This window comes from Marinomonas sp. THO17 (assembly GCF_040436405.1).
In the GTDB taxonomy this organism is placed as follows: domain Bacteria; phylum Pseudomonadota; class Gammaproteobacteria; order Pseudomonadales; family Marinomonadaceae; genus Marinomonas.
Window position 1 is genome coordinate 248,448 of record NZ_AP031575.1, and the last position, 24,532, is coordinate 272,979.

Here is a 24,532-nt window from a genome sequence, read left to right on the forward strand (position 1 = left end):
GGGATGTTACCGATATTCTTTGTGGATGCAAGTTTTATTCAAGTGTATTGAACAATAAAACTCAATAATGGGATGAAATAATATCGGCTATAAATTTACACAGGCCCGATGAAAAATGCTCTAATTAAGTCTTAGATTTTAATGCTTAGGAGGAGCTGAGTATTATGGAGAAGCATTCCGTGTTCTTGTTATTAAATCCGTTGGATCTGATGACCTTGTTTGTGTTTTTTGCGTGTTGGTGGGGCTACGCTTTTTATGCTCAGTATAACTCTAAAAGGCGTTCATGTTTGGTAAGTGTATTACATCAGTTTCGCTTGGCTTGGATGTCGAGATTGTTACGCCGGGATAATCGCATTGCCGATGCCTCTGTGATGGCAAACTTGGAACGCAGTAGTTTGTTTTTTGCCTCCAGTAGTTTGTTGATCATTGCCGGTCTTTTTACCGCGTTTAATTATTCAGAAAAAGCATTAGGCATCATTTCTGACTTTTATTTATTGGCACCTATCAGTCAACAAGAATGGGAGTTGAAGATCATAGTGCTAGTGGTAATTTTTGCTTATGCCTTTTTCACTTTTACCTGGTCAGTTCGACAATATAACTTTTGTTCTGTGCTAGTTGGCAGTGCTCCTTTAGCAACCGAGCGGGGCATTGAAGACAGTGAACGAGAACTTTATGCCAGTCACATGGCGCTGGTCTGCAGTTTGGCGGCGAACCAATTCAACTATGGTTTAAGAGCTTATTATTTTGCTATGGCGTTTTGTGGTTGGTTTTTAGGCCCCTATTTCTGTATGGCGGCCAGTGTGATGGTGGTTGCAGTGCTTTATCGTCGAGAATTCCGTTCTAAAACCTTTAAAACCTTAAGTCGTGGATTGGTGATGACTTCAAATGCTGCCTAATTTTCCAAAGCCAGTTTCAGAAGACAATCGACCCGTAAATCGAACGGTAAAAGTCGATGATAGATTGTACGATTACCTGATTGATCACTCGGTACGAGAACCCCAAATATTAGAAGATTTACGCCGTGAAACGGCACAATATCATATGGCGCGAATGGCGCTTTCTCCGGAAGTGGGGCAGTTTTTAACTCTTTTGGTGAAACTGTTAAACCCCCAAAAAGTGATGGAAATTGGTGTCTTTACTGGTTATAGCACTATTTCTATTGCCTCAGGTTTGTCTGCTAGTGCCAGTATGTTGGCGATAGATAAAAAACAAATGTGGCTCGACATTGCTAATAAATACCTAGCACAGGCCGATTTATTGGCCAAGGTAGACACCTTGTGTGCTAATGCGCTGCAAGTAATGCAAGAAAAAGCCCAGCAAGAAAGCGAAAGTTTTGATTTCCTCTTTATTGATGCGGATAAGGCCAATTTACTCAACTATTATTCATTGGGTAAGAAATTGCTGCGACCCGGAGCTTGCATGGTGATTGATAATACCTTGTGGTGGGGGAATGTGGCCGATGAAAGTTTTGATGACAAAGACACTAAAATTGTTCGACAGCTCAACGATACCATTCATCGAGATACTGATGTAAGTCTGTCGCAATTGCCTATCGGAGATGGTTTGACCCTAGTGCGAAAAAATACTATCTCCTCAGAGCCTTGATAGTGATTTGAAAAACCACAAAAAAATTGCGTCTAAGCCTCTTGAAATCCCATCAAGAGGCTTTATTTATGTTGCACATGTAAAACTGATATACCTTCACCTTAAGTAAGGTAAGGTTCAATCAAATAGGAGCAATAAATAACATGGCAACTGATACTCAAAAAGAAACGTTAGGGTTTCAAACGGAAGTAAAACAACTTCTGCATTTGATGATCCACTCTTTGTACTCAAACAAAGAGATCTTTCTTCGTGAACTTATTTCAAATGCGTCAGATGCGGTGGATAAGCTTCGCTTTGAGTCTGTCGCGAACGCTGACCTATTATCTGATGATCCAAATCTTCGTGTGCGTGTTGAATTTGATAAAGATGCAGGCACAGTCATTATTGACGACAATGGTATTGGTATGTCTCGTGAAGAAGCCATTGCCAACCTGGGTACCATTGCAAAATCCGGTACATCGGCTTTTCTAGAGCAACTCAGTGGTGATCAGAAAAAAGACAGTCAACTGATTGGTCAATTTGGCGTGGGTTTCTATTCTGCCTTTATCGTGGCCGATAAGGTAACGGTGGAAACCCGTCGTGCTGATGTCGCAGAAGGTGAAGCTGTGCGTTGGGTGTCGGATGGTTCTGGTGAATTCACCATCGAAAACATAGATAAAGATACGCGTGGTACACGCATTATCTTACAGCTAAAAGCGGATGAAAAAGAATTTGCTGATAACTATCGTTTGCGTTCCTTAGTGACAAAATACTCTGATCACATTTCTATTCCAGTAGAGATGGAAAAAGTGGTTTATCCAGAAATGGATGAAGAGGGCAATCCAAAACCAGTAGATGAAAACAAAGCCCCTGAGTTTGAAGCAGTAAACTCAGCGAAAGCCTTGTGGACGCGTTCTCGTAACGAAGTGAAGGACGAAGAATACAAAGAGTTCTACAAGCACATTTCACACGACTTCCAAGAACCATTGAAGTGGTCTCACAATAAGGTTGAAGGTAAGTTGGAATACACAAGCTTGCTGTACATTCCTTCCAAAGCACCATACGACCTATGGAATCGTGACATGCAGCGCGGTCTGAAATTGTATGTTCAGCGCGTCTTTATTATGGATGAGGCAGAAGCTTTCTTGCCGCCATACATGCGCTTTGTAAAAGGTGTAGTGGACTCCAATGATTTATCTTTGAACGTATCTCGTGAAATTCTGCAAAACGACAGTGCTGTAGATTCCATGCGTTCTGCATTGACCAAGCGTGTTTTGGACATGCTGTCTAAAATGGCGAAGAACGACCCAGAAACCTACCAAACTTTCTGGAATGAGTTCGGTAATGTATTAAAAGAAGGCCCGGCGGATGACATGGGCAACAAAGACAAGATCGCTGCTTTGTTGCGTTTCAGCTCGACGCATACAGACAGTGCAGATCAGACAGAATCTTTGGCTGACTATGTTGCTCGTATGAGCGAGGGTCAAGATAAGATCTACTACATTTACGCGGAAAATCACAATACGGCTAAGAACAGCCCGCACCTAGAAATCTTGCGTAAGAAAGGTTTTGAGGTCTTGTTGCTAAGTGACCGTATCGATGAGTGGATGATGTCGTCTCTGCAAGAGTTTGAAGGTAAGTCTTTCCAAGACGTGACTAAAGGCAAGCTCGATTTGGCTGAAGAAGATAACGAAGAAGCCAAAAAAGAGAAGGAAGAAAAAGCAGAGCAAATTAAGCCATTACTTGAGCGCATGAAAACAGTGCTGGAAGAGAAGGTGGCTGATGTGAACTCTACGGATCGCCTAACCAATTCGCCAGCTTGTTTGGTGGTAGGCGAATACGACATGGGTCTGCAAATGCGCCGTTTGCTTGAGCAAGCGGGTCAAAAACTACCAGACTCTAAGCCAACCTTGGAAGTCAATCCAGATCACCCTATAGTGGTGAAAATGGACGCAGAAGCCGATGAAGAGCGTTTCGCTGACATGGCTTGGTTATTGTTCGAACAGGCGACCTTGTCAGAAGGGGGTCAACTAGAAGACCCGGCGACTTTTGTTTCTCGTATGAATAAGCTGATTGTGCAATTAAGCCAATAATCTTAGCTGCTTTAGGGAAGGTGAGAATAAGTCTTCTGAACATCAGTCTTATCAGAGAAACGGCCTATCAAGGCAAGAGTGAGCAGGAATGTTAATACCTTTCAATCACTCTTAACACAGAGAGGCCGTTTCTCTGAAAAACCCGGAGGGCGTGGTCTAAGCTCTCTTTATTCTTTGTTAAGCTTCTTGCCAATATACTTATATTGGACTGCGAAACTTGCCTCGAATAAAGGAGAGTTATCCACACGCTGAAGTCAGTGGACTTGTTCGTACCTTCCCTATACAAGCCGGTATGGTCACTAGGTCATGCCGGTTTTTTTTAAGCGTTAATAGGTGACATCGGCATTATGGCAATAAATAGGGAAAACGACTGAGGGCGTTGATTTGGATAAAAGCTCAGCGCTAGACTGAGTCTACTTTTTAATGGAGGTGATCTATGAGTCAAGATTTTGATTCTTTGTTTAAGCATAATATCGAGCGACATCATTACCAGAAAAGTGCCGCGACAGCGCAATCCGCCTTGCAGATTTTAATTTGGCCGACTTTCTCGGGCTTGAGCGATTTTGAAAAACAGTTTGCGGATCGGTTGGCAGAGCAAGGTTACTCAGTAACAGCTATCGATTTATATGGTCAAGGACAAAACCCTCAAGACCTACCGGAAAAACAAGCCAAAATGGGAGCCTTGTTGGCCGAAGCGGAAGCTTTGCACGGCTTGCAACAGGAATTAACTCAGCAAGCGTTGCAGGGAGATTCCCCCATTGTGCACATTGGTTTTTGTTTAGGTGGTCGCTTGGCGTTAGAGGCGGGTCTGCACTTCAAAGAAACTCTGGGCGCGGCAAGTTTTCACGGATTAATGTCTTTCTATCGTGCCCAGTCAGCAGAGCTTGCCAATCAAGAGGTGAAGCTGATGATAATGAATGGCTATCAAGATCCTTTGGTGAGCGATGAAGACGCCCAATCTGCGAAAGAGTACTGGTCCAGTTTGGGGATCGATTTTCAGTTTTTTGATTTTGGCAACACTGTGCATTCCTTTATGTTACCAAGTGCCAACAACCCAGATCATGGCAGCTTATACAATCCTGTGGTTGCTCAGCGTGGTTTTGCTTACCTCACGCATTTTTTAGCGGAGTTGTCTTAGGTTAGCTGAGCTGAGCATTAACTCATACTGAACAAACATACAAAAGCCACTCCATTAGTGAAGTGGCTTTTTTGCGTTTTTAGAGCGAGGTAATGTAACGCTTATCTTTTTGGAACCGGGCGTTGGATGATGGATTCGCCTGCTTTATTGAATAAGTAGCAATCCTCTTTCTTGATGCCAACGGTGATATTTTCACCATGGCGAGTCAAGTTGCCACCGCTGACTTCAATGGTCAGTTTTTCATTATCGTATTGACCGTATAGATAGGTTAGGCCACCAAGGTGTTCTGCCACATCAATGTCTAGATTCAAGCTGAAATCCGCAGCCTCTGTGTCTTCAGTGATGTGTTCTGGGCGCACGCCCAATTTTATCTGACTGTTGACTGATACCTTGTTGGTATCAACGGGTAATTGGATGCTTTGTCCGGCTACCGTTATGGTGGCTACATTATCATCAATACTCGTTACGCTAGCGGCGAGGAAATTCATTTTGGGTGAACCAATGAAGCCGGCGACAAATTCATTGCTAGGGTTATGATAAAGCTCTAATGGGGAACCAACTTGTTCTACGTTTCCAGCGCGTAGTACGACGATTTTATCCGCCAAAGTCATGGCTTCGACTTGGTCGTGAGTAACGTAAATCATGGTGGATTTGAGGCGATTATGCAGTTGCGCAATCTGGATGCGCATATCAACACGTAATTCGGCATCCAGGTTGGACAAAGGCTCATCGAATAAAAAAACTTCAGGCTGACGCACAATGGCGCGGCCAATCGCGACACGTTGACGCTGACCACCTGAAAGTTGCTTTGGTTTACGGTCAAGCAGTTCATTCAATTGCAAAATATTCGCAGCATTCGCTACCTGTTCTTTGATTTTCTCTGCTGCGACACCGTTCATACGTAGACCAAAGCTCATGTTCTCTTCCACTGTCATATGTGGATAGAGGGCATAAGATTGGAAAACCATGGCCACACCGCGATCCGCTGGTGCGACATCATTCATGTTGACATGGTTGATCTCTAAGCTGCCTTCGGTGATGTCTTCAAGCCCGGCTATTAGACGTAAGAGGGTGGATTTGCCACAGCCTGATGGACCGACAAAGACAACAAATTCACCGTCTTTTAAATCAAGGTCGACGCCATGAATGGTTTCTATGTCATTAAATCGTTTGATGACGTTTGTTAGTTTTATCGTCGCCATAATGGACTTTTCCTATGCTATTTAGAGGCCACGGCCCCCATTCGAATGGATACTTTCGTACAGGCGTCTTTGACCAGTGTTTGAAAGTGTTGAAAGCGAGCATCATCGACGCGAAATTTCGGAGCGGTAATGCTCATCGCGGCAATGGGTTCATTGTTATGATTTAGAATCACCGAAGCAGCACATTGGATGCCTTCTTCGTGTTCTTCTAAATCCAAAGAAACGCGGCTACTACGAATCTGGTTCAGCGCCGCTCGTAACTCGGCCTCGTTTTTTAACGTGGTTTTAGTGTGTTCAATAAAATTTTGTTCTTGGATGGCTTGCGCCAAATTGTCTTCATCTAAAAATGCCAGCATGGCTTTGCCAACCCCGGTGCAATAGGCAGGGCCTTTTTTGCCTACTGCCGAAAAGAGGCGTAAGCTTTTTTGGCTTTCTAACTTATCAATGTAGATGACTTCACCGCGATCTAAAACAGCAAGATGAATGGTTTCTCCGGTTTCTTGCCAAAGTGCTTTCATTTGGTCGGCAGCAATATCACGAACATCCATACTTGCCCAAGCCTGATGTGCCAATTCTAATAATCCATAGCCTGGGTGATAGAGTTGGCTTTCTTCGTCAAAACGCACTAAACCTTTATCTGTGAGGGAGGTGAGAGTGCGATGTGCGGTCGCTTTAGGTAAGTCTGTTTTTTCAACCAATTCAGCAAAGCGCAAAGGCACAGGCGTCATACATACCTCTTGTAGTAAGCTCAGCGCCTTATCGAGAGAGGAGCCAGCTGTTTTGTTGTCCGATGCTGCCATAGCTTTTACCTTGTTATTTTTTAATGCTGCTTTTTTTGCTGTGCTTTTTAGTGCAGTTATTGGCGCATTTCGCACCTTGTTAAAAATGTTATGAAATCAGTATTGCAAAAAATGGAACTTTATTCCATTATTTTATTAGGCGAGTGAAGTGTCAAGTTTGACAATTGATACGGTTCACAAAAAAGTTATAAAAATAAAGAGGTATGTGCGCCATGCAGAAGTTGCATAGCAAGCAGCAGCAATGGATGCCGGTTCTGTTTTTAGCACCTGCAGTCATTTTGTTTGTAGTCTACGTTATTTTTCCCATCTTACAGAGTATCTGGTTAAGCTTTTACGATTGGGATGGTATCGGTGAAAAGGTATTCGTTGGTTTTGAAAACTACATCGAACTGTTCGATGATTATCAATTCTGGGTGGCACTGAAAAATAATATCTACTGGTTGATTTTCTTTATGCTGGCACCGCCGATTGGGCTTGCCATTGCACTCTTCCTCAATCAAAAAGTCATGGGCATTCGCGTCGTCAAATCCATGTTCTTCTTTCCTTTCGTTATCTCTCAGGTTGTTGTCGGTCTGGTGTTCTCTTGGTTTTACGATCCCTCTTTTGGTTTGTTCAATAAAGCCATTGGGGTATTTGGTTTTGAACCTGTTGCGGTTTTGTCAGACGAGAACTGGGTTACTTTTGGCATTATTGTAGCGGGTCTTTGGCCACAAATTGCCTATTGCATGATTTTGTACCTCACAGGCTTAAACAACCTCAACCCTGACCAAATCGAAGCGGCGCGTTTAGACGGTGCGCATGGTTGGAAAATGTTACGTCATGTGATCTTGCCTCAGTTGCGACCAGCAACCTTTATTGCTGTGGTGGTAACCGTGATAGGCGCGCTTCGCAGTTTCGATTTGGTGGCAACTATGACCAGTGGCGGACCCTTCGGCTCTTCCAGTGTATTGGCCTACTTCATGTACGAACAATCCATTTTCAATTATCGCGCAGGCTATGGTGCCGCCATCGCGACAGTATTGTTCTTAATTATGGATGTCTATATTGCCTATTTCTTGTGGCGCATGCTGAAGAGTGAGAAAGCCTAATGTTTCCTACACCCATTGAAAAACGATCTTTACCTTTTAATCTAAGTTACCGTGTGGCCATTTGGGTGGCTTTACTACTTTGGTTGTTGCCATTGATTGCTGTTATGTTGACTTCCGCGCGATCTACTGCAGACATCAATGCCGGTAATTATTGGGGTATTCCATCCGAGTGGATGTTGTTGGAAAACTATACTCTGGTGTTTACTGAAACCCCTATGTTTCGGTATCTACTGAACTCTCTCATCATTACTTTGCCAGCAGTGTTTGGTGCGGTTGCCTTGTCTACATTAGCAGGCTATGCCCTGGCTAAGTTTAAGTTTCGTGGTAATGTGGCTTTGTTTGCTACCTTTATTGCGGGTAACTTTGTGCCCTTTCAAATCTTGATGATCCCAGTGCGTGATTTAACCATTGGCATGGGGTTATACGATACGGCAACGGGTCTGATCATCTTTCATATCGCCTTCCAAACCGGCTTTTGTACCTTGTTTATGCGTAATTTCATTGTGGGTTTGCCGGATGAGTTAATTGAAGCGGCTCGAGTTGAAGGAGTCAGTGAGTGGAAGATCTTTTGGTACGTGGTTTTGCCTTTGGTAAGGCCCGCTTTAGCCGCTTTGTCAGTGTTGATATTTACCTTCATCTGGAACGACTACTTCTGGGCATTGGTCTTGGTGCAAAGCGATGAAGTTCGACCTATTACTGCCGGTATCAGTGCCTTAAAAGGTCAATGGCTGGCGTCTTGGCAATTGATCGCGGCTGGCTCCATTGTAGCTGCTTTACCGCCCGTTATCTTGTTCTTTGCCATGCAGCGTCACTTTATTGCAGGGCTGACACTGGGTGCCACAAAAGGGTAATCGCTATGTCTGTATTAGAACACACTAGCTTGTATCGTGTAGATCAAAATGACAAAACACTGGTGATTGCCTGTCATCAAAAGGCGTCCCCTGAATTGGTGTATTTTGGCGATGCTTTGCCGATAGAGACGGTCTTGGACACTGTGTATTTGTCACAACAGGCGGGTATTCCTCAGGCCATGCTGGATCAACCTGCGCCGATGAGTTTAATCCCCGAAGCGGGAAGGGGGTGGCTGCAATCACCAGCGGTGGAGGCCCATGCCCTTGACCGTCCGGTATGGGCCATGCGTTGGCAACAGGTTCGAGTGGATCAGCAAGGTCAGGATATATTTATTGCCCTTGAGGATCCGATTGCTCAGTTGGCGTTGACACTGCAAATAGGCTTATTGCCTTCGGGTGTGCTGCGTCAGCAAGTGACCTTAACTAACTTGGGGGCAGCTCATGTGCAAGTACAGCGTTTGGCTTGTACCTTGCCTGTGAGTGTGGAATTAACAGAACGCATCAGTTTTTATGGACGTTGGTGTCAGGAATTTCAACAGGCCAGAGAGCCTTGGCAAAGTACTTGGTTACAAGAAAACCGCAATGGTCGCAATGGGCATGCTAATTTTCCGGGTGTGATAGTAGGTGAATCTGGCTTCAGTGAGCAACAAGGTCAAGTGGTGGGTATGCATTTGGCTTGGAGCGGGAACCATAGACTGAAAGCTGACTATAGCATTGAAGGACATCGCTATTTGCAGGGGGAAGCCTTGTACCTGCCAGGTGAAATAGTGCTTGAGGCAAATGCCAGTTTAACCACACCGCAAATGTTGGTCAGTCACAGTGCTGCTGGGGCGAATCAAATGAGTCAGGCTTTTCATCGTGAAGCTCGAGCGCGATTACAATTAGACAAACCTCGACCAGTCCATCTAAACACTTGGGAAGCCTTTTATTTTGATCATGATATGGCCCAATTAAAAGCCTTAGCGTCAGCGGCGGCTGAGGTCGGAGTGGAGCGCTACATATTGGATGATGGTTGGTTCAAAGGGCGCAATGATGATCATGCCGCCCTTGGTGATTGGTTTGTTGATGAAGCCAAATACCCAGAGGGTCTCATGCCGTTAATTCGCCATGTGAAAGGACTGGGTATGGAGTTTGGTCTTTGGTTTGAACCAGAAATGGTGAATCCAGATTCCGATTTGTATCGTGCTCATCCTGAATGGGCTCTACAACTGCCACAATACAGTGCCTGCTTAGGGCGCAACCAACTGGTGCTCAATCTGGCTATTCCTGAAGCCTATGATTATCTGCGTGAACGCTTATTCGATCTTTTCAAAGCCTATCCCATTGATTATGTGAAATGGGATATGAACCGAGATTATTCTCAACCCGGTGGGGCCATTGCACCGCAAGCTCAAGCTCAGGTAATTGCTTTGTACCGTTTATTGGCGGAGATCAATCAGGCTTTCCCTCACATGGAAATTGAAAGTTGCTCTTCGGGCGGCGCACGAGTGGATTTTGGTATTCTGAATTTCACCAAGCGCTTCTGGACATCGGATTGCAATGATGCCTTGGAGCGTCAGAGCATACAGCGTGGCTTCAGTTACTTTTTCCCACCGGAAGTGATGGGCTCACACATAGGGCCAGATAAGAGCCACACCACGAGTCGTATTCACGATGTGGCGTTTCGTGCAGGCACGGCCATGTTGGGGCATCTTGGTATTGAATGGAATTTGTTGGCAGCCAATGCTGAACAGAAAGTCACTATAGCCAATTGGATTAAACAATATAAGCGTACCCGTGATTGTCTACATCAAGGAAACAATTGGCGTTTGCCGAGTGCTGATGGGCGTGCGCAAACCCACTGGGCGCTTAGACAGGACGCGCAGCAGGGTATCGCGGTTTACAGTCAGCTTGCCATGCCAAAGCAGGCACAAAGCTTACCCATTCGATTACCAGGCTTACTTCCTGAGCAGAATTATCGAGTCACAGTATTAGAACACAGTCCTTTACCAGGTCATTTGATGAAAGCCAAACCGGCTTGGTGGGACACTGAATTAGAGTTAAACGGTGCCAGTTTGATGCAGATTGGAGTGCAACTTCCTATCTTAGATCCAGAGTCCATTGTCTTAATGGAAGTCAAGGCTGTGCCCAGCGCGGAGAAAAATGCATGAGTGATGATAACAAAAGTAAAAAGCCGTTACGTAGCCAAGAATGGTACGGAAAGCTCGATAAGGACGGCTTTATTCATCGCAGTTGGATGAAAAACCAAGGCTTACCAGATCACAGTTTTGATGGTCGTCCTATTATCGGTATTTGTAACTCTTGGAGTGAATTAACGCCATGTAATGCGCACTTACGCGAATTGGCCGAATACGTGAAACGTGGTGTGTGGGAAGCGGGCGGTGTGCCGCTTGAGTTTCCTGTTATGTCCTTGGGTGAAACGCAAATGAAACCTACGGCCATGCTGTTTCGAAATCTGATGAGTATGGACGTGGAAGAGTCCATTCGCGCCTACGGTATGGACGGCGTGGTCTTATTGGGTGGCTGTGATAAAACCACGCCCGCGCAATTAATGGGTGCCTGTTCAGTTGATTTGCCTGCTATCGTGGTCAGTTCTGGCCCCATGTTGAACGGTAAATATCGTGGTAAGGACATAGGCTCGGGTACCGATGTATGGAAATTCAGTGAAGCGGTGCGTGGCGGAAAAATGAGCCTAGATGAATTTATGCGCGCTGAATCTGGTATGTCGCGCTCCCGTGGAACTTGTATGACTATGGGAACCGCGTCCACCATGTCTTGCTTGACAGAAGCTTTGGGTATGTCTTTGCCAGAAAACGGTACGCTTCCAGCGGTAGATGCTCGTCGTCAGGCGTTGGCTCATTTGACCGGTATGCGCATTGTAGAAATGGTCAAAGAAGACCTGAAACCATCGGATATACTGACCAAATCTGCGTTTGAAAATGCCATTCGAGCCAACGCCGCCATTGGTGGTTCGACTAATGCTGTGGTGCATTTGTTGGCCATTGCGGGTCGTGTCGGTGTGGAACTGACGTTAGACGATTGGGATCGCATAGGTGCCGAAATTCCTTGTTTAGTAGATCTCATGCCGTCAGGGCGTTTTCTAATGGAAGATTTTCATTATGCCGGTGGATTTCCCGCTTTGATTCAGCGTTTAAAGGACGCCTTTGACATGCAGGCGATAACGGTATCGGGGTCCAGCCTTGCCGACTCAACCAAAGAAGCAGAATGCTTTAACGACGAGGTTATTCGACCGCTAGACAAACCGTTGCGTGAAAAAGCCGGTATTGCGGTGCTGAAAGGAAATTTGTGTCCACAAGGTGCCATTATCAAACCCAGTGCCGCCACGCCAGCTTTGTTACAGCACACAGGTAAAGCTGTGGTGTTTGAAAACATTGAAGACTACAAAGCGCGCATTGATTCACCAGAATTGGAGGTGGATAAAGACTCTATTTTAGTGCTAAAAGGCTGTGGTCCTAAAGGTTATCCAGGCATGCCGGAAGTGGGCAATATGGCACTGCCGAGTAAATTGTTAGCGCAAGGTATTACCGACATGGTTCGCATCAGCGATGCCCGCATGAGTGGTACAGCCTTTGGTACTGTGGTCTTGCATGTGGCACCAGAAGCCACCATGGGTGGCCCGCTAGCCTTGGTGAAAAATGGGGATGAAATCACCTTAGATGTGGCTGGACGTGGTTTGCATTTGCACATTTCGGATGACGAGATGACAGAGCGTCAAGCGAGCTGGCAAGCAGAAGAAAGTGAGTATCACCGCGGTTACGCCAAACTTTATATCGATCATGTGATGCAAGCAGATCGTGGTGCTGATCTCGATTTCTTAGTGGGCAAAAGTGGCTCAAAAGTGAGTAGGGAGTCTCATTAATGGCAAATAATAACAATAAAACCTCTTACCCGAGTTTGGCTGGGCGACATGCTTTGGTCAGTGGCGGAGCATCCGGCATAGGTGAGGCCCTAGTCCGTGCCTTAGCAGCACAAGGCTGCAAGGTCAGCTTTTTCGATATTGATCAGAACGCAGGAGCTGCCCTAGCAAGTGAATTGCAGCAACAAGGTCATCAGGCCCATTTTGACTTAGTAGATCTGACGCAAATTGACCTGTTAAAAACCACCATTGAGAAGCGTATAGAAGCTTGGGGTGCAGTGCGTATTTTGGTCAATAACGCGGCCAATGATCATAGGCACAGTTTGCAAGAACTGACCTCAGAGCAATTTGATCAATGCATGGCGGTGAATCTAAAGCATCACTTTTTTGCTGCTCAGGTGGTTGCGCCGGGCATGGCCGCCTCTGGCGGTGGCAGCATCATCAACATGAGTTCCAATTCTTGGATGTTGGGTTTGTCTGGTTACCCGGGTTATGTCACAGCCAAAGCGGGTATTTCTGGTTTGACCAAAGGCTTAGCTCGTGAGCTAGGTGCAGACAAAATCCGCGTCAATACTGTGTTGCCGGGTTGGGTCATGACAGAGAAACAGAAACGTCTATGGCTGACGCCTGAAGCGGAAGCTGAATTAATGACGCAACAAGCCTTGAAAGAAAAGATTGAGCCTGAAGATGTGGCGGATCTGGTGCTGTTCTTGGGTGCGGATGACAGTCGTATGATTTCAGGTCAGAGCTTAGTCGTTGATGGAGGGCGTTTGTAATGACCTCTGTGAACTCTGTTTCGCCATTATCAAAATCCTCTGCAAACTTCATTGCTGTAGATTGGGGAACCACCAATCTGCGTGCTTTTTTGATGAATCAGCAGGGGCAAATCCAAGCCCAGCGAAGCAGTGATAAGGGGATGTTAACACTGTCGAGCGACGAGTTTGAAAAGACGTTGGCTGATCTTTTAGACGATTGGTTGGATTCGGGTCTGCCAATATATATGGCGGGCATGGTTGGCAGTCGTGGCGGTTGGCAAGAAGTGCCTTATCAAAGTTGTCCCATGCCGTTAACCGAGCTAGCCAATCATCTACATTGGCTAACCACCTCCTTACCAAATCAAGTTGCCATAGTGCCTGGACTGCAAAGTAAGGGCGTTGCTGGCATGGCAGATGTCATGCGCGGTGAAGAAACGCAATTGTTAGGGGCATTGGATTGGTTAGAAAGCCAAAATCTCAGCAGTGAAGAGCGTGTGTTTTGCTTGCCTGGAACCCACTGTAAATGGGTGCAGATTGAACAAGGGCAAGTGACCGGCTTCTCAACGGCCATTACGGGGGAGTTGTTTGCTCGCCTAAATGATGAATCCAGTCTGGTGAAGGGCTTGCCTCACCCTGACCAATTACAAGTAGATTCATTTCAGCAAGGTCTCAAAGCCAGCCAACAAGCCGGTGGCATTATGCATCAATTATTCAGTGCGCGCAGCCGCTATGTGTGCGGTGAATTAGCGGCTGAAGAAGTACGTGATTACTTGTCTGGCATAGTGATAGGTCACGATGTCAATGACATCTTGGCAGACCTGCCTTACCCAGTGAAAAGTGTATTGATTATTGGCAGTAAAGCGTTAAATGAGCGCTATCAATTGGCCTTGGCTGAACATGATGTGCAGGTGGACTTCATGGAAGCTGGAGAGGCCAGTATTCGTGGTTTAAAACGTTTGGCGAACTCTCTGGTGCGCCAAATTTAGCTGAAGGAAAATAATAATGACGCATTCCTTTGATGCATTCATGCAAGAATTTCCCATGGTGGCCATTTTACGTGGCGTGCAACCGGATGAAGTGGTCGAGCATACACAAGTTTTGTTGGATGCTGGCTTTAAGATGATAGAAGTACCACTTAATTCTCCAGATCCTTTCACCAGCATTCGTCTTTTGCAAGACACCTTTGGAGAGCAGGCACTGATAGGTGCGGGCACTGTGTTAACCCAACAAGATCTGGCGCAGTTAATTGCTACGGGCGCAGGGCTTATGGTGTGTCCACATACGGATGTTGAGCTGATTAAAACAGCGAAACTAGCCGGGCTATTTGCTTTACCGGGCTTTTTCACTGCCAGCGAAGCTTTTGCCGCCTTACAGGCAGGGGCTGACGGGTTAAAACTCTTTCCCGCAGAAGCCTTGCCTTCACTCAAAGTGATTAAAGCCTTGGGCGCGGTGATCCCGAGTGATACTTGGATTTGCCCAGTCGGTGGCGTTACGCCAGACAATGTGCCTGAGTATTTTGCTGCAGGAGCAAAAGGCTTTGGTTTGGGTTCTGCTCTTTACAAGAAAGGCCAATCTGTTGCCACAACGAAAACCAATGCACAGGCTTTTGCTAACGCGTGGCAAGCTTGGCAGGGAGCAAACTAAGATGCAGCAAATCAGTGTACAGCGTCATCAATTGGCAGAAGGGCCGTTTTGGTGCGCACAGCAGCAAGCTTTGTATTGGGTGGATATTCCAGCTTGTCAGGTTTGGTGTTGGCATCAGGCAAGCAATCAAACCCAGCATTGGACCTTACCGAAAAAAGTCTCGGCCGTATTTACCACTCAAGGTGAACGTTTGTTAGTGACCTTAGCAGACGGTGTTGCTTATTTGGATAAGCAAACCGGTGAGCTGGAATACCTTTGTGAGCTTGATAAAGATATTCCCGGTAATCGCAGTAACGATGCTAAATGTGACCCTGACGGTACCTTGTGGGTCGGAACCATGGACGACGCCGAACAAAAAGCCAGTGGACGTTTATGGAAAGTGACTGCTGAGGGTAAGAAAACTCTGATGTTAGAAGGGATTGGCATTTCTAATACTTTAGCATGGGATCTGTCCCGTGGTCGTTTTTACTTTGGCGATTCCATGACACGCAAAGTACATGCTTTTCCTTATCCGGAATTCGACGATATTCGTTCTCAGAAACCCTTTTTTGAGGTGAAAGAAGGCATAGGAGCTGACGGTTCTTGCATTGATCAGCAAGCCTGTTTGTGGAATGCCAATTGGGACGGTTCTCGTATCGTGCGTTATAGCCCTGAAGGCGAGGTGTTACAGACCATTGAGTTGCCATTTAAAAAGCCAACCAGTTGTGTCTTTGGTGGAGTGGATGGCAATACCTTGTTCGTTACTTCTGCCAGTGTCGCAAGCAGTGAAGAAGAACTGGCCAACCAGCCACTAGCAGGTCATGTGGTGGCGATCCATCTTAAAGCAGAGTACGGCATGGACGTGACAGGTGAGCCAAGTCAGCCGTTTGCTGGAGCATAAAATGAAATTAGGCGTTTGTTATTACCCAGAGCATTGGCCAAAAAGCCGTTGGCGAGCCGATGCCGAGCATATGAAGAAAATTGGTATAGAGTACGTTCGTGTTGGTGAATTTAGTTGGAGCACCATTGAACCAAGATCGGGTGAATTTCACTGGCAATGGCTGGATGAATCACTGGATATTTTGCATGAATACGGTTTAAAAGTGATCCTTGGCACGCCGACCGCAACGCCACCTAAATGGTTGGTTGATCGTTATCCTGGCATGTTGGCGAAAGATGAACAAGGCCGTATACGTGGTTTTGGGTCGCGTCGTCATTATACTTTTGCCAGCTTGGAGTATCGAGAAGAATGCCGCCGTATCACTTGTTTGATGGCGCAGCGTTATGGTAATCACCCCGCGGTTGTCTCTTGGCAAACCGACAATGAGTTCGGCTGTCACGATACCATTTTGAGTTATGCTGAAGCGGACTTAGCGGCATTTCGTATTTGGTTAAAAGAAAAATACGGCAGCATTGAGGCGCTTAATCAGGCTTGGGGGAATGTTTTTTGGAGCATGGAGTACCTTAGCTTTAATGAAATCGAGTTGCCTAATCTGACGGTGACAGAAGCTAACCCTTCCCACCGTTTAGACTTTCAGCGTTGCTGCTCGGATCAAGTGGTGGTCTATAACAAGTTGCAGGTGGATATTTTACGAGAGCATTCTGCTGGTCGTGAATTGGTTCATAACTATATGGGATTTTTCACTGCATTTGATCATCATAAAGTGGGGCAGGATCTCGATGTCGCGAGCTGGGATACTTACCCACTGGGTTTTCTAGATCAAGAAGCCATTTACAGTGAAGAAGAAAAGCATGCTTATTTGCGTGTTGGTCATCCTGATTTTGGCGCTTTCCATCATGACTTGTATCGTGGCTGTGGTAAAGGTCGCTTATGGATCATGGAGCAGCAACCCGGCCCGGTAAACTGGGCGCCTCACAATCCGACTCCCGCTGATGGTGCGGTGCGTTTGTGGACATGGGAAGCCTTTTCCCATGGTGCTGAATTGGTGTCGTATTTCCGTTGGCGTCAAGCGCCCTTTGCCCAAGAACAAATGCACGCCGGTTTATTACGCCCCGATGCGGAAGAAGCCGAAGCCGCTAAAGAGGCAGCGCAAGTGGCACAGGAAGTTGCGCAATTGTCTGCTGCTCTGGGTATGGATGCCGATGAGCTATTGTCTTTACCAAGTGCCGGTAAAGTGGCCTTGATGTTTGACTATGACGCTTGTTGGTCGTTGGACATTCAGCCGCAATCACGGGCTTATCGTTATTTGTTTTGGTGTTATCGCATGTATGAAGCATTGCGTGAATTGGGCTTGTCCGTTGATATCATTCCTGCCAATGCTTCTTTGGACTCCTATCCAATGCTGGTGTTACCAGCGCAAGCCCATATTAGTGACGATCTGCTAAAACGTTTAGAGGCATTTGATGGTGTGTTATTGGCTGGTCCAAGAACGGGCAGTAAAACCTCGAGTTATCAGATTCCAGAAAATCTAGCACCAGGTCCATTGGCCAAATTAATACCATTGCAGGTAGAGCGAGTTGATGCTTTGCCAAATCATACTCAATTAGCGGTTTCTGGTGTATGGGGAGAAGGTTCGCTCAAACATTGGCATGAGCAAATCGCCACTGACTTACCTTGTTTGTTAAAAGACGATTCTGGTAACCCTGTGCTGGTTGGCAAAAATCAACATTATTACCTAGGCTCATGTTTGGACAAGGGCGCATTGAAAGCCAGTTTGGTTAAGTTAACTGAAAAAGCGGGTTTAGCAAGCTATTACTTGCCGAAAGGTTTAAGAATTCGTGAGAGAGGCGAGCTTATTTTTGTCATGAATTACGCTTCTCGTACGATTGATTTCGCACCCGAAGGAGCAGAATTGCTGATAGGTAGTCGTCAAGTTGGAGCGGTGAATGTAGCAATTTGGAAGAAAACAGCCAGCAGCAAAAAATAAAGTGGAACTAAGTTTCTTTTATTGAAAAAAACATAAAATTATTCGATACTGAAACTTGGTTCCAGTAAATAAAAAGAAAAAGAGGACTTGCTCAAAATGAAAAAGATCCAATCTATGTTGGTCGGCGCTATGGCAATGACCGCAGCTTCATTGGTTAATGCGGGCACTTTGGTGATCAACTCGGATCAGGCTGATCCAGCACCGAAGAAAGCTTTCGCAGAGATCATTGAAAAATTTGAAAAAGAAAACCCTGATATCACAGTGAAATACAACCTTTATGATAAAGAAGGTTATAAAACCGCCATTCGCAATTGGCTATCTACCACTCCGCCTGACATTGTCTTCTGGTATGCTGGTAACCGTATGAAGGCTTTCGTTGAACGTGGATTATTTGAAGACGTGAGTGATATTTGGGATCAAAATGGCCTGAAGCAAACCATGTCTGCAGCCACTCCAGCCATGACGATTGATGGAAAGCAGTGGGGCATGCCATACACTTATTATCAATGGGGTATTTACTACCGTAAAGACATCTTTGAGAAATTGGGATTGTCTGAGCCGAAAACTTGGGATGAGTTTTTAGCAGTAAACGCCAAATTAAAAGCCAACGACGTCACACCTGTTACCATTGGTACTAAGTACCTATGGACTGCTGCGGGTTGGTTTGACTACTTAAACATGCGTACCAATGGTCTGGATTTCCACATTGACCTAATGGACGGTAAAATTCCATACACAGACGATCGCGTTCGTAAGACGTTCGAAAACTGGAAAGTCTTAGTGGACAATGGTTATTTCTTGGATAATCACGCGTCTTACTCTTGGCAAGAAGCTCAGCCTTTCTTATACAATGGCCAAGCAGCAATGTACTTGATTGGTAACTTCATTACGCCAAATTTCCCGAAAGAATTGGATGGTAAAATTGGCTTCTTTCAATTCCCACAAATCAATCCAAATGTAGGTATGTCTGAGGATGCACCTATGGATACTGTGCATATTCCAGCCAAAGCGAAGAACAAGGCGGATGCGCGTAAGTTCCTAGAATTTATGTCGCGTGCTGACAACCAAACTTTGGTGAATGCAGCTTTGATTCAGATTCCACCCAATGTGAATGCACAAGCACCGGATAACTACTTCCTAAATAAAGGGGTGGCAATGCTCAATCAGGCATCTGGTACGGCACAGTTTTATGACCGTGATACGGATCCAAGTATGGCGCAAGAGGGCATGAAAGGTTTCCAAGAATTTATGGTCAAACCTGAGCGCTTGGATGCCATTCTTAAGCGTCTTGAAAGAGCCAGAAAACGCGCTTTCCGTTAATTCAGTCTTTATAGACCTTATTTTTTAATGTTAAAGAGCCAGCTTCATTATGAAGCTGGCTCTTTTTTATTAAGATAAGTGTGAATAAATCACCTTCCTTAACATCTTGTATCACTTAATGTTTTTCAAGTGAAATAGGATATTTTTCAACTTAAATAAGTGTGATTCTCATAAAATATGTTATATCATAACCTTTCTTTTTGGGTTGAATAGGAATTAAGTCTGTGACTAGGCTATTTATTGTTTTATTGGGGTTGTTGAGTGGCTTGATCAGCGTGTCTGCGCAAGCACAACCAACCGCAAGTAATACTCTTTCGATCAGTGCTGCGTTTGAATTCACTAGCATGGATCCTTCTAAAAATGGTTACATTTTCAGTCGCATGCAGGTGATTGAAACCTTATTAGATGTCAATGCTAAGGGCGAATTGGTGCCTGCATTGGCCAGTGATTGGAAGGTGAGTGATGACGCGAAAACCTGGACATTTACACTGCGTGATCAAGTGACCTTCCATGATGGTAGCCCGCTTAATGCTGATGCTGTTGTAAAGAGTTTAGAGATTGCCTTGAAAAAGCACGGTGCTTTACGCAAAGCGCCTATTGTCGCTATTAAGGCGTTAGACCAAAAAACGGTCGTCATTGAGTTGAGCAAACCTTATGTGGTGCTGGGTGCTGTCTTAGCCAATTATGCAAATGCCATTTTGTCTCCTTCCGCTTATGGTAAAGAGGGCGAGGTGTTAGCTTTATCGGCAACTGGCCCGTATCAATTATTGCAATTTTCACCACCACATAAGCTAGTGGTGGAAAAATTTGATGATTATTGGGGTAAAAAAGCCAGCATTCCTTATGCTAGTTATCTAACGGGTCACCGTGCGGAAAGTCGAGTGCTACAAGCTCGTAGTGGTCAGGCGGATGTGGTCTTTGGATTAGACCCTGCCAGTTTGCCCTTGTTAAAGCGTATGCCAAACCTGTCTCTGCATTCAGATGCCATTCCTCGCACCATTGTGATTAAACTGAATTCGGGCGACCCTCAGTTGAAAGACGTGAAAGCACGTCAGGCACTTAGCTATGCATTAAACCGTTCTGGTATTGCTGCTGGCGTGTTGCGCATTCCTGGTGCTGGCACAGAACAAATCATGCCGGCTTCTATGGGCGATTGGTATTTAAACATTGCTAATCAGGAAGAGAATGGTCAGCAAAAAGCCTTGTCTTTACTCGCTGAATTGGGTTGGCAGAAAAATGCTAATGGTTACCTAGAAAAAGACGGCAAAGAGTTTTCCATTCGTTTGATTACCTATGCGGATCGTCCGGAGTTGACTACGGTTGCGACTGCCATTCAGGCACAATGGGAAGCCATTGGGGTCAAAACCAAAGTGGATGTGACTAATTCAAGTGCTATTCCAATGGGACATCAAGACGGTTCATTGCAAGCGGCTTTGATTGCGCGTAATTATGGTTTCATTGCTAATCCATTGGCGGTGATTATGGCGGATTACGGCAGCAACGGCGGTGGCGACTGGGGAGCAATGAATTGGCATAATGCAAAAGTCAGTGAGTTGGTGAGCAAGTTAGAGAAAACCGCGGACCCTGACATTTTCCGTCAATACGCTCAGCAAGTGGCGCAATTGATTTACGATGAGCGTCCAGTCATTCCTGTTACTTCCTATGTGCAGCAAACGTCAGTGAGCAATCGCGTAAAAGGTTTCCATTTTGATCCTTTTGAACGCAGCTTCTTTATCAATGACATGGAGTTTGTGCGTTAATGAAGTCGATGCTTTTTAAGCGACTATTACAACTGATCACTGTGGTATGGGGCGTAGGCACATTAACTTTTGTGTTGATGCGCTCTTTGCCGGGTGACATGGCGTATCGCATCGCTGCTAGTCGTTATGGACAAGATAATGTGGATTCACAGGCAGCGGCTTTGGTGCGTGAAGAGCTAGGGTTAGATCAAAGTGCTTTTCAGGCCTATTGGCATTGGTTAACGGATTTGCTTCAGTTTAATCTAGGCAATTCTCTAGTCAGTGGTTTGCCTGTGATGGAGTCAGTACAACATATGTTGGGCCATTCTTTACTGTTGGCTTTGGCTGGCTTGTTGGTATCTATCTTAATTGCTGTGCCATTGGGCATACTGTCTGCTTGGCGAGGCAATCCTTTGGACTCTGTTTTAATGGGGTTGTCGAGTGCAGTGCGTGCCATGCCTGTGTTTGTACTTGGTGTGTTATTTGTATTGTTGTTCGCCCTGCATTGGGGTTGGTTCCCTGTGGCGGGTTACGGTACTTTCGCGCATTTGGTATTGCCAGCAGTGACATTGGCCATCAGTTTGGCGGCCGTATCCAATCGTGTGGTCAGAGATTCAGCAAAACAGACCTTCCAGTCTATTTTCTATCAATTTTCCAAGGTGAAAGGCTTAACCAGTTGGCAGACGTTTCGTCGTCATGGTGTTCGTAATATTGCTGTCCCCGTGGTGGCCTTTTTAGGGATTCAGCTAGTGAGCATGATTGAAGGCATCGTCATGATCGAGTCTTTATTCTCTTGGCCTGGAATTGGTCATGGTTTGGCACATGCTATCTTTGCGCGAGACATTCCTGTTATTCAAGGGGCGGCATTAGCTATGGGCGTAGTGTTTGTGTTGCTTAATACTTTTGTCGATCTATTATGTTTGTGGATTGATCCACGTGGAGGAGAGCAATGAGCATGAGTTTACGTTCTTCTCAATGGTTTGGTTTAAGTATTTTGCTTGCCTTATTGGCTTTTGCTTTGTTGGGTATGAATTTTTCATCTTACAACATCGCTCAGCAAGATCTGAACGCCATATTGCAACCACCTAGTGCCCAACACTGGTTAGGTACGGATCATTTTGGCCGCAGTATGCTAAGCCGTATGGCGCATGCGGTGGCCTTGTCATTTGCCTTGGGGCTACTTTGTGTAGTGACTTCGGCTATTTTAGGGACTGTGCTTGGTGTGACGTCGGTATGGGCGGGTAAGCGAGTGGATCAGGCTTTGGCTATTGTGGTCAATATTTTACTGGCGCTGCCGGGGTTGGTTATTGTGCTGTTGTTTGCCGCGATTGCGCCAGGTTCATTTTGGGTGCTCTATTTGGCCATTTCTCTGGTGCAGTGGGTCGAGTATTTTCGTGTTACTCGTGCTATTACGCAAAATGTCATTCAAAGTCCTGCACGTCAGTCTTCCAAAATGATGGGGTTTGGTACTTGGTATCAGTTCAAACGTCATATTTGGCCTGCGATTGCGCCCTCGGTGTTTACCTTAGCTGCCTTTGGTGGGGCTAATGCAATTTTGACCATGGCTTCATTGGGTTTTGTTTATGTCGGTATTCAGCCGCCTCTCGCTGAGTTGGGCTTAATGACAGTGGAGTTGTTTCCTTTTTACAGTGAAGCGCCTTGGGTATTGGCTCAACCTTTGATTGTCATCGCTCTGATGGTATTGGGTTTTCATCTATTGGCAGGTAAACGAGCATGACAAGTTTATTAAATGTGACTAATTTGGCTGTGTATGCAGGCAATATTTGCTTGCTTGAACCCATCAGTTTTCGTCTTGAAAAAGATCAGCCGCTGACCATTCTTGGGCAAACAGGTTCAGGTAAGAGTCTGTTGGCACAAGCTATTATGGGGTTATTGCCAGAAGAATTATCGGTTTCTGGAGACATAGAGGTTTTTGGAAAATCCTTAACCCTCGCGCAACGTCGAGCCTTATGGGGCCGGGAAATGGTAATGTTACCTCAAGAGCCTTGGCATGCTTTAGACCCTTTGATGAAAGGTGTGAATCAAGTATCTGAGGTTTATCATTTGGTGCAAGGTGAGACGAAACTTGATGCCAATATTCATGCCCAACAAGACCTGCAACAGGTGGGATTGGCTGACAATGGACATAAGCGTCCCGGTCAGTTGTCTGGCGGTATGGCGCAGCGTTTGGCCATTGCAGCAGCCACCGCGGCGGGGGCAAATTTGATACTGGCAGATGAGCCAACCAAAGGTTTGGATGTGAATCGTCGTGATGGCATTGTGCGTTTATTGCAATCTCGTTCAGCTGGCGGTGGTTTATTGACCATCACCCACGATGTAGCCATTGCTCGACAGCTGGCGGGTCGTATGATGGTTATCAAGGGCGGTAATTTGGTTGAGCATGGCGATGCCATCGACATTCTAAACCAACCTAAAGATGCCTACACCAAAGCCTTAATTGCCGCTGAACCAAAACAATGGACGCATGCGCCAAGCGCAAGACTTTCCAATGAAAAAGTGGTGGAAGTGAGCGATTTAGCTTTGGAGCGTGGTGGTAAACGCCTGTTTGATTCCGTGTCTTTTAATGTTCATCAGGGCGAAGTGGTTGGTGTGGTTGGTGACAGTGGCTGTGGTAAGTCTTCTCTTGGGGATGCTTTACTTGGTTTGTTGCCATTACAAGCGGGTGATGTCAAAAAGTGCTTAGATAATACCCAGCCTTATCAATGGTTGAAGTTGTATCAGGATCCACCATCTGCCTTTACGGCCAGTGTTACCTTGCAGCAATTGCTTGATGACTTGGTAAGACTACACAAGATAGACAGGGCTCGTATTCCTGTGTTGATGAAACGTTTGAATTTACCAGAAGGTATATTGACGCGTAATTGTCTTGGTGTGTCAGGAGGTGAGCTGCAACGCTTTGCGATTCTTCGTGCTTTGTTGTTAGACCCTGTTTTTTTATTCGCTGATGAACCCACTTCGCGATTGGATCCGATAACGGCTCAGCAAGTGACGGAACTTCTAGTGGAACTGGCTCGTGAAACGGGATGCTCTGTACTGTTAGTCAGCCATGACCCTGATCTTGTGGCGAAAACCTGTGATCAGGTGATTAAGTTAACAGCTTAAGTTGATGACAGGATAATTTGCCTTATCTTGCAAGCTAAGCCCAAGTCGTTCATGACTTGGGCTTTTTTACCTGCATTTTGCTTTAATTCTCATATCCTGTGTGGTCTAATTTTCCTGATATATCAAATTATTAGGATGCCATAATGTCATTAAATAAAATCGTTTTGTTGCCAGTTGTTTGTTTGATAACGAGCTTCTCTTCCAGTCTGTTGGCGTTTGATGATTATTGCACACCCAAATTAAACACCTACATTAAAAATGTTCAAAAAACGGTGGATTCAAAATACATTTCCCAGCGCCAAAAAGAGGTGGCGCAAAAAATACTGGATAGAGTAAAAAATAGCCGTAATGATACAAAAGATTGTGTTTTATTAGATAAATTATTGCCATAAATTCAGCGCAGTTTAATAAAACTTCAAATGTCTGTTATCGGCTAAAGGCTTGTTTAAAG

The 24,532-nt window shown here is 45.5% G+C and carries 21 protein-coding genes; 19 read left to right on the forward strand and 2 right to left on the reverse strand.

What is annotated here, in order from left to right; translation table 11 throughout:
• Positions 1 to 164: 164 nt before the first annotated feature.
• The 4 genes from ABXS85_RS01115 (at position 165) to ABXS85_RS01130 (ending at position 4,815) form a co-directional block, all read left to right on the forward strand.
• Complete coding sequence (locus ABXS85_RS01115; protein ID WP_353668209.1) at positions 165 to 896, forward strand: DUF599 domain-containing protein; 732 nt, start codon at positions 165 to 167, stop codon at positions 894 to 896.
• The gene (locus ABXS85_RS01120; protein WP_353668210.1) at positions 886 to 1,605 is read left to right on the forward strand and encodes a class I SAM-dependent methyltransferase; all 720 of its coding nucleotides are present in this window, start codon (positions 886 to 888) and stop codon (positions 1,603 to 1,605) included. Before ABXS85_RS01115 ends, ABXS85_RS01120 begins: the two co-directional genes overlap by 11 nt.
• 143 nt (positions 1,606 to 1,748) lie before the next feature.
• Positions 1,749 to 3,677 carry a molecular chaperone HtpG gene (gene htpG / locus ABXS85_RS01125; RefSeq protein WP_353668211.1) on the forward strand — a complete coding sequence of 643 codons (1,929 nt, stop codon included), beginning with the start codon at positions 1,749 to 1,751 and terminating at the stop codon, positions 3,675 to 3,677.
• 436 nt (positions 3,678 to 4,113) lie between these two features.
• Complete coding sequence (locus ABXS85_RS01130) at positions 4,114 to 4,815, forward strand: dienelactone hydrolase family protein (RefSeq protein ID WP_353668212.1); 702 nt, start codon at positions 4,114 to 4,116, stop codon at positions 4,813 to 4,815.
• A gap of 101 nt (positions 4,816 to 4,916) precedes the next feature.
• Here ABXS85_RS01130 and ugpC read toward each other — a convergent pair whose 3' ends face one another.
• Both ugpC and ABXS85_RS01140 read right to left on the reverse strand, forming a co-directional pair.
• Complete coding sequence (ugpC, locus tag ABXS85_RS01135) at positions 4,917 to 6,017, reverse strand: sn-glycerol-3-phosphate ABC transporter ATP-binding protein UgpC (RefSeq protein WP_353668213.1); 1,101 nt, start codon at positions 6,015 to 6,017, stop codon at positions 4,917 to 4,919.
• Positions 6,018 to 6,034: 17 nt separating this feature from the next.
• Positions 6,035 to 6,817, reverse strand: coding sequence for an IclR family transcriptional regulator (locus ABXS85_RS01140; protein ID WP_353668214.1), 783 nt, complete (start codon positions 6,815 to 6,817; stop codon positions 6,035 to 6,037).
• Between the two features lie 212 nt (positions 6,818 to 7,029).
• On the opposite strand from ABXS85_RS01140, the gene ABXS85_RS01145 reads away from it, so the two are divergent.
• The 15 genes from ABXS85_RS01145 to ABXS85_RS01215 all read left to right on the forward strand — a co-directional run bounded on the left by ABXS85_RS01145 (position 7,030) and on the right by ABXS85_RS01215 (position 24,473).
• Positions 7,030 to 7,905: a sugar ABC transporter permease gene (locus ABXS85_RS01145; protein ID WP_353668215.1), complete on the forward strand. Its 876-nt coding sequence runs from the start codon at positions 7,030 to 7,032 to the stop codon at positions 7,903 to 7,905.
• Entirely contained in the window at positions 7,905 to 8,756 is an 852-nt protein-coding gene (locus ABXS85_RS01150) for a carbohydrate ABC transporter permease (RefSeq protein WP_353668216.1), read from the forward strand. The genes ABXS85_RS01145 and ABXS85_RS01150 overlap by 1 nt, the downstream gene beginning before the upstream one ends.
• A gap of 5 nt (positions 8,757 to 8,761) precedes the next feature.
• On the forward strand, positions 8,762 to 10,906 hold the full coding sequence (locus ABXS85_RS01155) for an alpha-galactosidase (RefSeq protein WP_353668217.1): 2,145 nt from the start codon (positions 8,762 to 8,764) through the stop codon (positions 10,904 to 10,906).
• Complete coding sequence (locus ABXS85_RS01160) at positions 10,903 to 12,636, forward strand: IlvD/Edd family dehydratase (protein WP_353668218.1); 1,734 nt, start codon at positions 10,903 to 10,905, stop codon at positions 12,634 to 12,636. Before ABXS85_RS01155 ends, ABXS85_RS01160 begins: the two co-directional genes overlap by 4 nt.
• Entirely contained in the window at positions 12,636 to 13,409 is a 774-nt protein-coding gene (locus ABXS85_RS01165; protein ID WP_353668219.1) for an SDR family oxidoreductase, read from the forward strand. Before ABXS85_RS01160 ends, ABXS85_RS01165 begins: the two co-directional genes overlap by 1 nt.
• Positions 13,409 to 14,374, forward strand: coding sequence for a 2-dehydro-3-deoxygalactonokinase (locus ABXS85_RS01170; protein ID WP_353668220.1), 966 nt, complete (start codon positions 13,409 to 13,411; stop codon positions 14,372 to 14,374). The genes ABXS85_RS01165 and ABXS85_RS01170 overlap by 1 nt, the downstream gene beginning before the upstream one ends.
• 16 nt (positions 14,375 to 14,390) lie before the next feature.
• Complete coding sequence (locus ABXS85_RS01175; protein WP_353668221.1) at positions 14,391 to 15,032, forward strand: 2-dehydro-3-deoxy-6-phosphogalactonate aldolase; 642 nt, start codon at positions 14,391 to 14,393, stop codon at positions 15,030 to 15,032.
• A 1-nt stretch (position 15,033) separates the two neighbouring features.
• Positions 15,034 to 15,912, forward strand: coding sequence for an SMP-30/gluconolactonase/LRE family protein (locus ABXS85_RS01180; RefSeq protein ID WP_353668222.1), 879 nt, complete (start codon positions 15,034 to 15,036; stop codon positions 15,910 to 15,912).
• A 1-nt stretch (position 15,913) separates the two neighbouring features.
• On the forward strand, positions 15,914 to 17,899 hold the full coding sequence (locus ABXS85_RS01185; RefSeq protein WP_353668223.1) for a beta-galactosidase: 1,986 nt from the start codon (positions 15,914 to 15,916) through the stop codon (positions 17,897 to 17,899).
• A gap of 96 nt (positions 17,900 to 17,995) precedes the next feature.
• The gene (locus ABXS85_RS01190) at positions 17,996 to 19,219 is read left to right on the forward strand and encodes an extracellular solute-binding protein (RefSeq protein WP_353668224.1); all 1,224 of its coding nucleotides are present in this window, start codon (positions 17,996 to 17,998) and stop codon (positions 19,217 to 19,219) included.
• A 224-nt stretch (positions 19,220 to 19,443) separates the two neighbouring features.
• Positions 19,444 to 20,979 (forward strand): ABC transporter substrate-binding protein, encoded by a 1,536-nt coding sequence (locus tag ABXS85_RS01195; protein WP_353668225.1) that lies wholly within the window; start codon positions 19,444 to 19,446, stop codon positions 20,977 to 20,979.
• Positions 20,979 to 21,911, forward strand: coding sequence for an ABC transporter permease (locus tag ABXS85_RS01200; protein ID WP_353668226.1), 933 nt, complete (start codon positions 20,979 to 20,981; stop codon positions 21,909 to 21,911). The genes ABXS85_RS01195 and ABXS85_RS01200 overlap by 1 nt, the downstream gene beginning before the upstream one ends.
• Before the next feature lie 2 nt (positions 21,912 to 21,913).
• The gene (locus tag ABXS85_RS01205) at positions 21,914 to 22,696 is read left to right on the forward strand and encodes an ABC transporter permease (protein ID WP_353668227.1); all 783 of its coding nucleotides are present in this window, start codon (positions 21,914 to 21,916) and stop codon (positions 22,694 to 22,696) included.
• Positions 22,693 to 24,081, forward strand: a complete 1,389-nt coding sequence (locus ABXS85_RS01210; RefSeq protein ID WP_353668228.1) for an ATP-binding cassette domain-containing protein — start codon at positions 22,693 to 22,695, stop codon at positions 24,079 to 24,081. Before ABXS85_RS01205 ends, ABXS85_RS01210 begins: the two co-directional genes overlap by 4 nt.
• A gap of 143 nt (positions 24,082 to 24,224) precedes the next feature.
• Positions 24,225 to 24,473: a hypothetical protein gene (locus ABXS85_RS01215; RefSeq protein ID WP_353668229.1), complete on the forward strand. Its 249-nt coding sequence runs from the start codon at positions 24,225 to 24,227 to the stop codon at positions 24,471 to 24,473.
• The last annotated feature ends 59 nt before the right edge of the window (positions 24,474 to 24,532 follow it).